Annotated in this window: 16 protein-coding genes; 7 read left to right on the forward strand and 9 right to left on the reverse strand. The window is 71.3% G+C overall.

Features of this window, described 5'->3' with window-relative positions:
- Positions 1–20 precede the first annotated feature (20 nt).
- Positions 21–446, forward strand: a complete 426-nt coding sequence (locus ACWD3I_RS32445; protein ID WP_365413244.1) for a MarR family winged helix-turn-helix transcriptional regulator — start codon at positions 21–23, stop codon at positions 444–446.
- A 59-nt stretch (positions 447–505) separates the two neighbouring features.
- Here ACWD3I_RS32445 and ACWD3I_RS32450 read toward each other — a convergent pair whose 3' ends face one another.
- The 3 genes from ACWD3I_RS32450 to ACWD3I_RS32460 are packed head-to-tail and all read right to left on the reverse strand — an operon-like array spanning position 506 to position 2,549.
- Complete coding sequence (locus tag ACWD3I_RS32450) at positions 506–664, reverse strand: hypothetical protein (RefSeq protein WP_365413246.1); 159 nt, start codon at positions 662–664, stop codon at positions 506–508.
- On the reverse strand, positions 652–996 hold the full coding sequence (locus ACWD3I_RS32455; RefSeq protein ID WP_365413248.1) for a DUF4232 domain-containing protein: 345 nt from the start codon (positions 994–996) through the stop codon (positions 652–654). The genes ACWD3I_RS32450 and ACWD3I_RS32455 overlap by 13 nt, the downstream gene beginning before the upstream one ends.
- A complete protein-coding gene (locus ACWD3I_RS32460) occupies positions 993–2,549 on the reverse strand; it encodes an alpha/beta hydrolase (RefSeq protein ID WP_451084241.1) in 1,557 nt (518 codons plus the stop codon). The genes ACWD3I_RS32455 and ACWD3I_RS32460 overlap by 4 nt, the downstream gene beginning before the upstream one ends.
- A 273-nt stretch (positions 2,550–2,822) precedes the next feature.
- Here ACWD3I_RS32460 and ACWD3I_RS32465 point away from each other — a divergent pair, with 273 nt between their 5' ends.
- Positions 2,823–3,473, forward strand: coding sequence for a chaplin family protein (locus ACWD3I_RS32465; protein ID WP_451084242.1), 651 nt, complete (start codon positions 2,823–2,825; stop codon positions 3,471–3,473).
- Between the two features lie 169 nt (positions 3,474–3,642).
- On the opposite strand, the gene ACWD3I_RS32470 is transcribed toward ACWD3I_RS32465, so the two are convergent.
- Entirely contained in the window at positions 3,643–4,122 is a 480-nt protein-coding gene (locus tag ACWD3I_RS32470) for a nucleoside deaminase (RefSeq protein WP_365413767.1), read from the reverse strand.
- Between the two features lie 145 nt (positions 4,123–4,267).
- Between ACWD3I_RS32470 and ACWD3I_RS32475 the strand changes: the two genes are divergently transcribed.
- Both ACWD3I_RS32475 and ACWD3I_RS32480 read left to right on the forward strand, forming a co-directional pair.
- Positions 4,268–5,044, forward strand: coding sequence for a GNAT family N-acetyltransferase (locus ACWD3I_RS32475; RefSeq protein WP_365413769.1), 777 nt, complete (start codon positions 4,268–4,270; stop codon positions 5,042–5,044).
- A gap of 57 nt (positions 5,045–5,101) precedes the next feature.
- Entirely contained in the window at positions 5,102–6,016 is a 915-nt protein-coding gene (locus tag ACWD3I_RS32480) for an NAD-dependent epimerase/dehydratase family protein (protein WP_365413771.1), read from the forward strand.
- Here the strand turns inward: ACWD3I_RS32480 and ACWD3I_RS32485 are convergent.
- Positions 6,005–6,877, reverse strand: coding sequence for a GNAT family N-acetyltransferase (locus ACWD3I_RS32485; protein ID WP_365413773.1), 873 nt, complete (start codon positions 6,875–6,877; stop codon positions 6,005–6,007). The genes ACWD3I_RS32480 and ACWD3I_RS32485 overlap by 12 nt on opposite strands.
- Positions 6,878–7,073: 196 nt before the next feature.
- A complete protein-coding gene (locus ACWD3I_RS32490) occupies positions 7,074–7,343 on the reverse strand; it encodes a GlsB/YeaQ/YmgE family stress response membrane protein (protein WP_266896702.1) in 270 nt (89 codons plus the stop codon).
- Positions 7,344–7,602: 259 nt separating this feature from the next.
- On the opposite strand from ACWD3I_RS32490, the gene ACWD3I_RS32495 reads away from it, so the two are divergent.
- The gene (locus ACWD3I_RS32495) at positions 7,603–9,039 is read left to right on the forward strand and encodes a hydrolase (RefSeq protein WP_451084243.1); all 1,437 of its coding nucleotides are present in this window, start codon (positions 7,603–7,605) and stop codon (positions 9,037–9,039) included.
- Here ACWD3I_RS32495 and ACWD3I_RS32500 read toward each other — a convergent pair.
- The gene (locus ACWD3I_RS32500) at positions 9,032–9,577 is read right to left on the reverse strand and encodes an ATP-binding protein (protein WP_365412982.1); all 546 of its coding nucleotides are present in this window, start codon (positions 9,575–9,577) and stop codon (positions 9,032–9,034) included. The genes ACWD3I_RS32495 and ACWD3I_RS32500 overlap by 8 nt on opposite strands.
- 113 nt (positions 9,578–9,690) lie before the next feature.
- Between ACWD3I_RS32500 and ACWD3I_RS32505 the strand changes: the two genes are divergently transcribed.
- Complete coding sequence (locus ACWD3I_RS32505; protein WP_365412984.1) at positions 9,691–10,452, forward strand: ArsR/SmtB family transcription factor; 762 nt, start codon at positions 9,691–9,693, stop codon at positions 10,450–10,452.
- A 61-nt stretch (positions 10,453–10,513) separates the two neighbouring features.
- Here the strand turns inward: ACWD3I_RS32505 and ACWD3I_RS32510 are convergent, their stop codons facing one another.
- The gene (locus tag ACWD3I_RS32510; protein WP_266831482.1) at positions 10,514–10,954 is read right to left on the reverse strand and encodes an SPW repeat protein; all 441 of its coding nucleotides are present in this window, start codon (positions 10,952–10,954) and stop codon (positions 10,514–10,516) included.
- A 279-nt stretch (positions 10,955–11,233) separates the two neighbouring features.
- Positions 11,234–11,845: an RNA polymerase sigma factor gene (locus ACWD3I_RS32515; RefSeq protein ID WP_365412986.1), complete on the reverse strand. Its 612-nt coding sequence runs from the start codon at positions 11,843–11,845 to the stop codon at positions 11,234–11,236.
- Between the two features lie 110 nt (positions 11,846–11,955).
- On the opposite strand from ACWD3I_RS32515, the gene ACWD3I_RS32520 reads away from it, so the two are divergent.
- On the forward strand, positions 11,956–12,978 hold the full coding sequence (locus ACWD3I_RS32520; RefSeq protein WP_365412988.1) for a MerR family transcriptional regulator: 1,023 nt from the start codon (positions 11,956–11,958) through the stop codon (positions 12,976–12,978).
- The last annotated feature ends 13 nt before the right edge of the window (positions 12,979–12,991 follow it).

The following is a 12,991-nucleotide window of genomic DNA, read 5'->3' on the forward strand; positions in this document are numbered from 1 at the left end:
TCGTCTGTCAAGATCGGCCCATGGTCGAGCCGGATCAGCGTCTGTACTACCTGCTGCAGCGGGCGGCACACCGTCTGCGCACCACGCTGGACCGGCGCTGTCTCGCCGTCGCCGGCGTCACCACCGCACAGCTCGGTGCGCTGTTCGCCGTACAGGAAGCGCCGGGCATCACCCAGCAGGGGCTCGCACACACCCTCGGTCTGCGCGAGTCCGCCGTCACCGGACTCGTCGGACGCCTCACCACGGCGGGGCTGCTCTCGCGGCAGGCGCACCCGAGGCAGCACCGGGCCGTGGTGCTGGAGTTGACGGAAGCCGGGGAGACGGCACTGGAGGCGGCCCAGCCCGAGATCGACCGCTTCAACGCCGAAGTGCGCGCCCTGCTCGGCGACGACGGCTTCGGGCAGACCGCGGCCGCCATGAACCGCCTCGCGCACTGGGAGGAGTGAGTCCCGGACGAGCGGAACGCAGGCGACGGGAGACAGAGAAAGGTGCACGGCGTTCGGGTTCACCCGATGCCCAGCGCCCTGTCCGCGGCGGCTGCCGAGGGTTGCCACCGGCTCGTCGCCGGCTCCCGGACCCGGATCGCGTCACCCGCCCCGAGCTCGGCCGCCGTGAAGGCGCGGCCCCAGTGGGACGGGTCGGCGGCGACGGCTAGTGCGTCCACACGGCGGGCCTCGGGATCGGCGGGGTCGGCGACGGTGCGGACAGTCGCGTAGGCGTGTCGCCCGGGTCCAGGCGGTAGCGCCCCGTCGTGCCCCGAGGCACCGGGAGGGCGGAGCCGTCGAGGTTCTCGAAGGTCACGAGGGGTGCCCGGTCCACCGTGCAGGTTCGCCCGCCGTGCCGGGTCACGCTCACGCGCACCACGTCCGGACCGGTCGACGAGGCCCGCAGAACGAGCGCCCGCTCCGGGCAGACGGGGGAGGAGACGGTGGCCCGGCTCGGCGGGGCGGCCAGGAGGAGATCGGCGACGGTGGAGGCGACGGCGACGGATTTCACCGGTCGTCCTCCTCCGAACCGCAGGAACTGCCGCTGGGCGGCAAGGTCCCGTACAGGAGGAAGCTGTCGACCTTGCGCTGGACGCACTTGGAGGAGCCGTATCCGGTGTGGCCGTCGCCCTTGTTGTCGAGCACGACCGCCGAGCCGCCGAGCCGCTTCGCCGTCTCCACGGTCCAGCGGTACGGCGTCGCCGGGTCGCCGCGGGTGCCGACGAGGAGCATCTTCGGGGCGTGGACGTCCCGGACCTCGTCGCGGATGAAGTCGGTGCCCTTGGGGCGGCCGTAGCACGTCAGCACCTCGGTGAGACGGTAGCGGCCGAAGACGGGGGAGGCGTCCTCGTACTCGGCGCGCAGTCGGCCCAGGTCGCGGGTGATCTCGTCGGCGGTGGGCCGGTCGGGGTCGTCCGCGCAGTTGATCGCCATCAGAGCCGCCGGCAGGTTGTCCGGCGGGACCTCGTCCTCGTCGGCCAGATCGCCGTCGTTCCTCGCGCGGCCCGGGAGTGAGATCCCGCCCGACGCGAACGCCTCGATGCCCCGGGTGTCCCCGTCCTCGACGAGCTGGGCGAGGGCCCGCTCCAGCAGGGGCCACAGTTCCCTGCTGTAGAGGGCCTGGCTGATGGCGCCCACGAGGTCCTGGCCGGTGAAGTCGTAGCCCCAGTCGGACGGCAGCGGATCCTGGTCGAGCGAGTCGACGAGCCGCACGACCTGCTCCCGGGCCTTGCGCGGATCCTGGCCGAAGGGGCAGGCGATGTCCTCGGTGCACCAGTCGACGAAGTCCTCCAGCGCGGTCTGCTGGCCCTCCGCACCCACCCTGCTCTGCTCGGTGAGCGGCTCCGTCAGTGTGTCCACACCGTCGAGCACCAACCGGCCTACCTTCTTGGGGAATTGAGCGGCGTAGACCGCGCCGAGCCGGGTTCCGTAGGAGAAGCCCAGGTAGTTGAGCTTCTTGTCGCCGAGGGCCGCGCGCATCACGTCCATGTCCCGGGAGGCGTTGACCGTGCCGATGTGCGGGAGGACGGGGCCGGAGTGCTCGGCACAGGCGGCGGCGACCCGCTTCAACTGCCGCAGCAGCGCCCGCGGGTCGTCGCCTCCCTCGGCCGCCGCGAGCGCCTCGTCGGTGCCGTCTCCGCAGCTGACCGGCGAGGACCGGCCGACGCCGCGCGGATCGAAGGACACGACGTCGTACCCCTTGGCCAGACCCATGAACTCGTTGCCGCTCGCGGCGAGTTCACTCACCCCGGCGCCACCGGGGCCGCCGAAGTTCAGCAGCACCGAACCTCTCGACTTCCCGGTGGCCCGATAGCGGGCCAGGGCCAGTTGGAGCGTTCCCGACGCGGGCTTGGCGTAGTTGAGGGGGACCGTGACCTTGCCGCACCGGAGATCCTTGGGCGCCTCCATACCCTCGCACTTCGACCACCTGACCTTCTGGTCGTAGAACCGTGAAAGGTCGGGCCCGTCGCGGTGGGTGGTCGCCGTCGGCAGACCCACGCCCAGCAGGGCGAGGCCGACCGCTCCGGTCATCACGCAGCGCCGCGTGGACAGCTTGGCCAGCATCGATGCCTCCAGTGGCGCCCGCTGCGGACCGCGAGAACGGCGCCCTCGATCACGATAGGCGGCCCCCGGAAGCGCCGCCTCCGGACGGGCGGGCCGGTGCGGAGTGCCTTATCCTGCGCCCCTCCACATGCATTCGACGGTTTTACGACCAGTTCGACAACCGTGACGCTCGATGGGGTGAAAGGCCGATAAGCCATAACTCGGATGGTTCGCCTGCGTTTTATGCCATGCGGGTGAGTGCCCGCGAACCATGTTCTGGAAGGCAGGGAACCTATGAAACGGGTTACCCGAAACGGTGTGATCGCCGTCGCCGCCGTGTCCGGCGCGATGGCTGTGGCGATGCCCGCTTACGCCGACTCCGCGGCGGACGGTGAGGCGGCCGGCTCGCCCGGGGTCGTCTCCGGCAATACGATCCAGCTCCCGGTGCATGTCCCGGTGAACGTCTGCGGCAACACGGTGAACGTGGTGGGGCTCCTGAACCCCGCCGCGGGCAACACCTGTGCGAACGAGGGCGGCGAGGACGGCCCGGCGCCCGCGGGCGCCGCCGCGCAGAGCAGCGGAAAGGATTCGCCGGGGGTGGTCTCCGGCAACGGTGTCCAGCTTCCGGTCCACCTCCCGGTGAACGTCAGCGGGAACGGTGTGAGCGTGGTCGGAGTCGGCAACGCGGCCGCCGGCAACGAGTCCGTCAACACCTCCGGCGGCCGGCCCGCCGAGACCCCGGTGAAGCCGGCACCCGAGCCGGAAGCCGCCCCTCCGAAGCCGCACCCGGGTCCGCAGGCCGACCAGCCCGGGCCGGGGCAGCCCGGGGCCTCGCTCGCCCACACGGGAGCGGACCGGACCCTCCCCGCCGTCGTGGGCAGCGCCGCGCTGATGCTGGGCGGAGTCGCCCTGTACCGCCGCTTCCGGCCGCAGTCGGAGCGCTGACCGCTCCCCGTGGAGACGGAAGGCCCCACCGGGCGATGACCGGTGGGGCCTCCGCCGACACCGGCCGGGCACACGCGTTCCCCTTTCGTCACGAAGCCGGAGCTCTCCCGTCGGCCACCGCCGCGAGCAGGACCGTCCCGTCCGGTGCTGTACGCCGGTACCGCGGGCGTCACCCCTGGTGGAAGCGCCGGTGGAGCGTGTGCACCTCCTCGGCGAGCGTCGGCACCGGGCCCTCCACGGCCACCCCGGGCGCCACCTCGTGCACCGGCAGGGTCCGCACCGGTGGCGCCGGAACCCCCAACTGGCTCAACCACTGGGTCAGTTGTTCCGAGGAAGCGACGTAGACGATGCGGCCGAGGCCCACCCAGGCGTGGGCGGCCGCGCACATCGGGCAGTGCTCACCGGAGGTGTAGACGGTCGCCGCCGCCCGCGCCTCGGGCGACATGTGGGCCGCGGACCAGCGCGCCAGCTCGAACTCGGGATGGCGGGTGCGGTCCCCGGAGGCCACCCGGTTGTGGTCCTCGGCGAGCACCTCGCCGTCCGCCCCCACCAGCACCGAACCGAACGGCTCGTCCCCCGCCTCCAGAGCCTCGGCGGCCAGCTCCACACAGCGGCGCAGATACGGCAGCTCGGCGTCCTTCACGACCATGACGTACGACCCTTCCGGCGGTGTGATCTTCGCTCAGGCACCCTATGTCCGCCCGAGCGCGGCCGGGAGGGCGCGGCGCCCGCACCTTCTGGTGATGGCCCGTAAACGTGTTGCCGCACGGGCTCTCTGGTGCTGGAGTGAATCCATGGATCACGCCGCGGTACTCGCCCTGTACGACCGGGACATGCGTGAAGGCGCACAGCCGGACAGCCCCGAGTCCCGGATCGAGCGGGTCGGCAAGCTGGTCCGCCAGGTCTCCTCCGAGCGGGGCTGGAACGGCGTGGTCTGGTCCGACCTGGACGCCGGCGGCGCGGACGCGGCGATCGCCGAGCAGATCTCGTACTTCTCCGGGCTCGGTCGCGAGTTCGAGTGGAAGCTCTACGGGCACGACCTGCCGGTCGACCTCGGACAGCGGCTCAGGACGGCAGGGTTCACCGCGCAGCCCGAGGAGACCCTGATGATCGGCGAGGTCGCCGACCTGACCCTCGACGCCGAGCCGCCCGAGGGCGTCCGCGTCCTGCCCGTGACCGACCGGGCGGGCGTCGACCTCGTCGCGGACGTGCACGAGGCGGCCTTCGGAACCGACAGCACCCGGCTGCGTCACCAACTGCTCGCCCAGCTCACCGCCGACCCGGACACCGTGGTCGCCGTCGTCGCCCTGGCCGGGGACACCCCGGTCAGCGCGGCCCGGATGGAGCTCGTGCCGGGCACCCGGTTCGCCGGTCTGTGGGGCGGCGGCACCGTCGAGGCCTGGCGCGGCCGTGGCATCTACCGAGCCCTGGTCGCCGTGCGCGCCCGCGAGGCGGTGGAGCGCGGCTACCGCTATCTCCAGGTGGACGCCATGCCGACCAGCCGGCCCATCCTGGAGCGGCTCGGCTTCGAGCCGCTGACCACGACGACGCCGTACCTCTACACGCTGTGACGTGGAGCATGTTCCCCGGGATGTCACATCCGCTGGAGCTCGATCCGTCCTCATGACATGACGACGAACCAGAGCATCCTCCTCGCCGGCGCCGGCGGAGTCCTCGGCCGGCACATCACCCAGGCCCTGACCGAGGCGGGCCACAAGGTCACCGGGCTCGGCCGGAGCCAGGGCAACGGCATCCGGGCCGACGTCATGGACCGCGACGCCCTGCTGCGGGCCGTCGACGGTCACCACTTCGACACGGTGATCCACGCCGCGACCGCCCTGCGCAAGGCCCCCATGCGCCACCGCGACATGTACGCCACCGACGCGCTGCGCACCGAGGGCACCGCCCACCTGATCGAGGCCGCCCAGGCTGCCGGGGCCCGCCGCTTCGTGTCGGAGTCGATGGTCTTCGGCTACGGCTACGGCGACCACGGCGACCGGGAGGTCACTGAGGACGACACCTTCGGCCCGCGCGGCAGCGACCCGGAACTGGAACGGCACCTGGCCGGCATGCGCACCAAGGAGCGGCTGACCTTCGAGGCCGAGGGGCTGGAGGGGATCGCCCTGCGCTACGGCGCCTTCTACGGTCCCGGCGGCACCGAGAACCTGCTGCCCATGCTCCGCAAGCGCCGGCTGCCCCTCCCCGCCGACCACGGCCGGGTCCTGCCGTGGATCGAGCTCACCGACGCGGCCCGCGCGATGGCCGCCGCCGTCGAACGCGGGCGTCCGGGCCAGGCCTACAACATCGCGGACCGCACGCCCCTGGGATTCCGGGGCCATGTCGCGCGCGTGGCCGAGGAGTTCGGTCTGCCGAAGCCGATGACCGTACCGATGCAACTGATGCGACCGATGTCGTACGCCTATGTGTTGGTGGCGTCGTCGCTGCGGGTCTCCATCGGGAAGGCGGAGCGGGAGCTGGGCTGGACGCCGGTGTACGCGTCGAGCCACGAGGGCCTGGCGGCGCTGCGTGCCTCACAGGTCTAGTTGGTACTCCACCGCCTTGTGGGTGGGCACGTAGCCGAGGGACTCGTTGACGGCGAGCATGGGCGCGTTGCTGTTCGCCGTGTCGGTGAGCAACCCGGCGAGTTCCGGGTGCCGTGCACGGGCCCGGCGGATCGACGCCGCCTTCATCCAGCGGGCGAGGCCACGGCCGCGGTGCTCCGGCAGTACCGCCGTACCGTAGTGCTGTCCGTCGCCCCGGCCGTCACCCGGCACGACGAGTTCGGAGAAGCCGACGACCGATCCGTTCGCCGCGTCCACCGCGGCGACGGTGTGCAGCAGTTCACCGCGCCCCGCGACGGCCTCGGCCGCGGCGACCACCCGCTCCACGTCCCAGACGACCGTGCCGTAGTCGGTGCCCTCCATCGGCATGTCGTCCATGGCGCGCCGTGAGTCGGCGTACGACTGGGCGAGTTCGTCCGGCACGATGCCGTCCCACTCGGTCAACTCGTAGCCGGGGCACGGCTGTTCCCTCGCCGCGGTGACATCCGCTTCGGCCAGCGCAAGTCTGGCGTACGTTAGGGAGAGCACCGGGCGGAAGTCCCGGGCCGCCAGGAACCGGTCGGCGGGGGAGCCCTGTTCGGCCTGCGCGACGACGGTCCGCCGCCCCTCGGCCCGCGCCGCGGCCACGGCGGCCTCCAGCAGGAGGGTGCCGACGCCCCGCCGCCGCTCGGCGCCGTGCACGGCGATCTCCAGTTCCGCGAGATGGTCCTGCCCGGCCTTCGTGAACAGCCGCAGGAAGGCGGACCCGGCGGGTACTCCGTCGGCCGCCGAGGCCAGCCAGGCCAGACGGCGGCTGGAAACGCCGGGTTCGGGGTCGGCCAGCGGGATGATGCGCACGGTCAACGGGGCTCCGTCAGCGTCGGGTCGGGCGGTGGGCCGCAGAAGCAAACCACCGCCGGACCACGCCCGCAAAGGGATTTCGGTGCCGCCGATCGCATCCGCCGCACCGGTCGGACTCGTCGCGTGACCCGTACTCGCCGCACCGTCGCGCCCGCCCTGCTCGCCGGGTCCGTCTACTTGCCGAACCCGTCGCGCACGGTCAGCGGCGCGCCCTCGGCCTCGACCGGTCCAGCGCGGCGACGCCGAGCGCGGCGAGGCCGATCTGGATGAGCCACTCGGCCCAGTCGATGCCCTTGGTGTCGGCCACGTCGAACCCCGCGGCGATCGCCGAGCCGAGCAGTGCGGCCACGATGCCGACGACGATGGTCAGCAGGATCCCGATGCGCTGCCGGCCCGGGATCACGAGTCGGCCCAGCACACCGATGACGATGCCGATCACGATCGCGCTGATGATGCCCGAGATCTCCATCTCCGCCCCTCTTCTCCAGACCCCCGCAGTGGTTCGGATGCCCCCGGGCGGCGCGTACAGTCCGTCCGGTTTCCACCACCGGTCAACACGGCGTCAAGCTCTGGCCCGGTGTTCGAAGTGATGCCTGTTCAGTTCCCGGCTTGCCATGTACCGTTCAATTCACCGTCGCCCGGCACTCGTACAACCGAAGTTCTACGCGCGCAGAGCGGTCCCCATTTTCTACGCGCGTAGCCCCCGACTCTTCACGGAGGTACGCCGGATGCCCGGACCCCGCCACCGACTCACCACCTCACTCGCGGTACTCGGCCTGCTCGTGGCGGGCACCGCCGTCCACACCGCAGCCACCGCCACACCCGCCGAGGCGGCCACCCCACACCGCATCCTCTTCGACAACGCCCACGCCGAGACGGCCGGCAACGCCGACTGGATCATCTCCACCGGCCAGCCCGACCCGTTGGGCCAGGACTCCTCGCCCTCCGCGGAGACCGACTGGACCGGCGCCATCTCCTCCTGGGGCGTCGCCCTGCAGAAGACCGGTGACTACAGTCTGAAGACGCTCCCGTCGGGCGGCAGCCTCAGCTACGGCGGGTCCGGCGCTCAGGACCTCGCGAACTTCGACACGCTGGTCCTGCCGGAGCCCAACACGCTGTTCACGACCGCGGAGAAGACGGCGATCATGAACTTCGTGAAGAACGGCGGCGGCCTGTTCATGATCTCCGACCACACCGGCGCCGACCGCAACAACGACGGCGAGGACGCGGTCGAGATCCTCAACGACCTGATGACCGCCAACAGCGTCGACTCCACCGACCCGTTCGGCTTCTCCATCGACTCGCTCAGCATCGGCTCGGACTACCCGTCGGCCATCAGCGACAGCACCAACCCGGTGCTGCACGGCTCGTTCGGCACCGTCACCAAGAGCCTGATCGCCAGCGGTACGACGGCCACCCTCAAGCCCGCGGACAACTCGTCGGTCAAGGGCCTGCTCTACCGCACCGGTTACTCCGGCAACACCGGAGCCTTCTTCGCCACCAGCACCTTCGGCAGCGGCCGGGTCGCCTTCTGGGGCGACAGCTCACCCATCGACGACGACACCGGCCAGTCCGGCAACACGCTCTACGACGGCTGGAACGACACCGGCGCCACCAACGCGGCGCTCGCGCTGAACGCCACCGAGTGGCTGGCCGGCGGCAGCGACGACGACGGGGGAGACGACGGCGGCACCTGCACCGCAGCCCAGCTCCTCGGCGACAACGGCTTCGAGTCCGGCAGCACCACCTGGACCGCCACCAGCGGTGTCGTCACGAACTCCAGCAGTCAGTCCGCCCGCACCGGGTCCTACTACGCCTGGCTCGACGGCTACGGCTCCGCGCACACCGACACCCTGTCCCAGGCGGTGACCGTCCCGGCGGCCTGCACCACCGCCACGTTCAGTTTCTCTCTGCACATCGACACCGCCGAGACCACCAGCACCGCCTACGACACTCTCAAGGTGCAGGTGCTCAACAGCTCGGGCACGGTGCTCGGTACGTTGGCCACGTACTCCAACCTCAACGCGGCCAGTGGCTACACCCAGCGCAGCTTCAGCCTGGCGGGCTACGCCGGGCAGACCGTCACCCTCAAGTTCACCGGCACCGAAGGGTCCACGCTCCAGACGTCGTTCGTCATCGACGACACGGCGCTGAACGTCAGCTGATCCTCGCCGGAACCCATCCGGTGGCGGCCGCCACCTCGGCCGCAATGTCGATCACGGTGCGCCCGTCGGTCCCCACCCGCAGGGTGTCGGCGGGCGCACGCTCGTCCAGCAGCCGTGCCTTGCGTGCGCCGCTCCGGAGCTCCGCGTCCAGCTCGGAGCCCAACTCCCGCCCCGTCAGCCGCCGTTCGGCCGTCTCGTCGGTCGCGGTGAGCAGGACCCTGACGATCCGGACGGTGTCACCCATCGCCCGGCGGAACACCCCCGTCGCCTCGTCCAGAACGCTCACCGTGTTCACGTACACGAGGCGCCGGTAGCCGAGTTCGGCGTAGTTGCGCCACACGGCGGTCAGGTTGCGCTCGCCGATCACCGCCCGGTGCGGATCCCCCTCGGGTGCGGGGTGCACCTGCCCCATGAAGTCCCCGTCGATCACGGCATGAGCGACCCGCGCGCTCCGCAGTCGCGCCGAGACCTCCCAGCCCACACTCGTCTTGCCGACGCCGGCGCGACCGCCGATGAGCAACACCTCGCAGTGATCCATGGGAGGAGCGTGGCAGCCGCCCCTTGCCCCCGGACACCTCTTTTTCGTGCCGCGTTGACATGCAGGTAAATGCCTGCATAACGTGGAGTGTGCGATCAGAGGGCGACTCGGCCATGGACAAGGTCTTCAAGGCGCTGGCCGACGACACGCGCAGACGGCTGCTGGACCGGCTGCACGAGCACAACGGTCAGACGCTCGGCGAGCTGTGTGAGCGCATCGCCATGACACGTCAGTCGGTGACCCAGCACCTGGCCCTCCTGGAGGCGGCCAACCTGGTCAGCACGGTGCGGCGGGGGCGGGAGAGGCTGCACTACCTCAATCCGGTCCCGCTCCATGAGATCCAGGAGCGGTGGATCGACAAGTTCGAGCGCCCGCGCCTGAGCGCGCTCGGAGCCGTGAAGCGACGAGCCGAGGAAGTCATGGCCGACAAGCCCGCGTTCGTGTACGTCAGCTACATCGAGAGCACACCCGAGAAGGTCTGGGACGCCCTCACCGACGCCGACCTCACCGCCGCCTACTGGGGACACAGCAATGTCTCCGACTGGCAGCAGGGGTCCCGCTGGGAGCATGTACGGACCGACGGCTCCGGCGTCGCCGACGTCGTCGGCACCGTCGTGGAGAGTGAGCGCCCCACCCGTCTTGTCACCAGCTGGGCCGCGCCCGAGGACGAGGGGCAGGACGACAAGTGCTCCCGGGTCACCTTCGACATCCGGCGGTACGGCGACATCGTCCGGCTCACCGTCACCCACGAGAACCTGGCCGACGACAGCGAGCGCGCCGCGGCGGCCTCCGGCTGGGCGGCGGTGCTGTCCAACCTCAAGTCGCTGCTGGAGACCGGCAGTCCGCTCCCGCAGGAGCCGTGGCTGGTGCCGTGACACGGAGCGGCCGGCCCGCGGGGGCGCGGACCGGCCGGGGTCGCTTCCTCTCCGGGTGTTCCTACGCCCTGGGGGCGCTCTTCGCCGCGGTGACGGTGCACATCAGCCCCAGGATGACGGCCAGGGCGCCGATGATGACGTTGTTCAGGATGACGCCGGCGTCCGGGCTGTCGCCGACGATCCACGCCGAGACGATCATCCACAGGCCTACCGCGCAGAAGGCCCAGCTGAGGCCGTACATGCGTTCCGGGGTCTGGGTGAACCCGAGGGCCAGCAGTCCGATCGCGATGCCCACGATCAGGTTGTGGGGCACGAGGGCGGGCTGGCTCGTCGTGTAGTGGAGTATCCAGGGGGATACGGCGCAGTACAGACCGAGCAGGAACACCGGTCCGTCCACGAGCGCCACATCGCGACCGCCGAGCATACGGGCGTACCGTGCCCGCATTTCGGAAGCATCAGGGTGGCTGGTGATGTCACCTCGGGTGGGCGAGACGTTGGCCATGACTCGTCTCCTTTGACTCGCAGGCCGGACCGCGTTGTGTGCGGTGTGCGGTAAGCGCCGCGCAGGTACATTCTGCGCTTATTTTTCCCTTATGTGTAGAGGTGGCAACAGCCTCCGGGGAGCGCCGACTCTCCCCGGAGGCTGTCGTGTCCCTTTTCGGGAGCGGTCCCGGCGGTGGATGCAGGGGCGGGGCCGGAGTTGTGCCGGTCGGCAGTCGTGTGCATCATGCATGCAACGTTTCTGCGTCGAAAGGGTGTGCGCCCCGTCGTGGGGGCACCCCTAGCCGAACGCCTCGTCGCGCATGCGCCGGTGCAGCAGGTGAAGGCCGCGGCGCGCGTGGCTCTTGACCGTGCCCAGCGGCCAGCCGGTGCACTCCGCGATCTGCGCCTGGGTCAGGTCCTCGTAGAAGGTCAGTCTCAGGACCTTCTGCTGGGCCGAGGGCAGCTTCGCCAGCTCCTGACGGACGAGGACCCGGTCCAGGACCGACTCGGGCTGCCGAGCGGACGGATCCGTGAGCGGCAGGGAGGATCCGGCGACGGCGAGGAGGTCGGTGCGGCGGGTCCGGGCGGTGAGCGCGTCGGCGATCTTCCGCCTGGTGATGCCGACGATCCAGCCGCCGAACGCGCCCCGCTCGGGGCGGAATCCGCCGCGGCCCCGCCACACTCCCAGGAACACCTGCTGGGTCACGTCCTCGGCCTCCCTGAGGTCCCCCAGGGAACGCCAGGCGAGTGTGTGCACCAGCGTCGACCAACGGTGGTAGGCCGCTTCCAGACATGCCTCGTCGCCGGCCGCCAGGCCCCGGGCGAGCTCCTCGTCGGCGTACGACTCCTCCACCGGTGCCCACAGGGGCGCGACGGCGGACGGGAGCGTGCCGTTCCGCTGCTGGCTCATGGCGACCGCTCCTCACGTCGGGCGTCTTCCGGACGCGTCCTGTGAGCCATCGTGGAAGCGGTCGAGCAAGGTCATCAACTTGCATCGATTCTGCGTCGTATAGTCGCCCCATGACTGAGCCGCCGGTCGACCCGGGGCCCCGGGTCCCTCCGGGACCGTTTCCGGAGACCGCCGACGTGCCCTTGACGACCGGTGCGCTGGCCCGGCGTCTGGGGGTCTCGCCCACCACGCTGCGCTCCTGGGACCGCCGGTACGGCATCGGGCCCGCCGTGCGCGCCGACGGGCGTCACCGTCGCTGGAGTCCCGGGGACGTCGAGGTGCTGGAGAGGATGTGCCGGCTGACCTCGTCGGGGGTGCCGCCGGCCGAGGCCGCCCGCCTCGCCAGGCGGGCGACGGGCTCTCCGCCGTCCGTCGTCGACGCCCCTGAACAGCCCCGTCCGCGTTCGCGGGCGGCGGGCACACTGCCGCTCGGCGATGTACGCCAGGAGTGCCGGGGGCTCGCGCGAGCCGCCGTGCGGCTCGACGCCCCTGCCCTCGAACGACAGCTCGAGGCCGCCGTGGAGCAGTACGGAGTCACCGGCGCCTGGCAGGAGGTGATGGTGCCCACGCTGCACGCGGTGGGGCGCAAGTGGGCGTCCTCCGGCGACCGTTACGTGGAGGTCGAGCATCTGCTGTCCTGGCATGTGTCGACCGCACTGCGCCGGTGCACACCGTCCGCCGCGCCGCAGGGCAAGGCCTCGGCCGCCGGGCCGGTCGTCCTGGCCTGCGCGCCCGGTGAACAGCACACCCTGGCGATCGAGGCGCTCAACGCCGCGCTGTGTGAACTCGGCCTGCCCACGCGGATGTTCGGTGCGGCAGTGCCCGGAGAGGCGCTCACCGCCGCGGTGCAGCGCCTGGGGCCCGTGGCGGTGTTCCTGTGGGCGCAGGCACGGTCCACCGCCAGCCTGCCGCTGGCCCGGCATGTCGCCGACACCTCGTGGGGCGTCAAGGGCGCCCGGCGGCAGCCCGTGGTGGTGCTGGGCGGGCCCGGCTGGTCAGGACCGGCGGCGCGTGAACTGCCGCGGCCACCGACCCTCAAGGACGCGGTCGCGATCCTGTCCGGAGCGTTCGCGGGCGCCGGCGAAGGGCACTGACGCGCTCGAGACG

Source organism: Streptomyces sp. NPDC002817, from assembly GCF_053592055.1.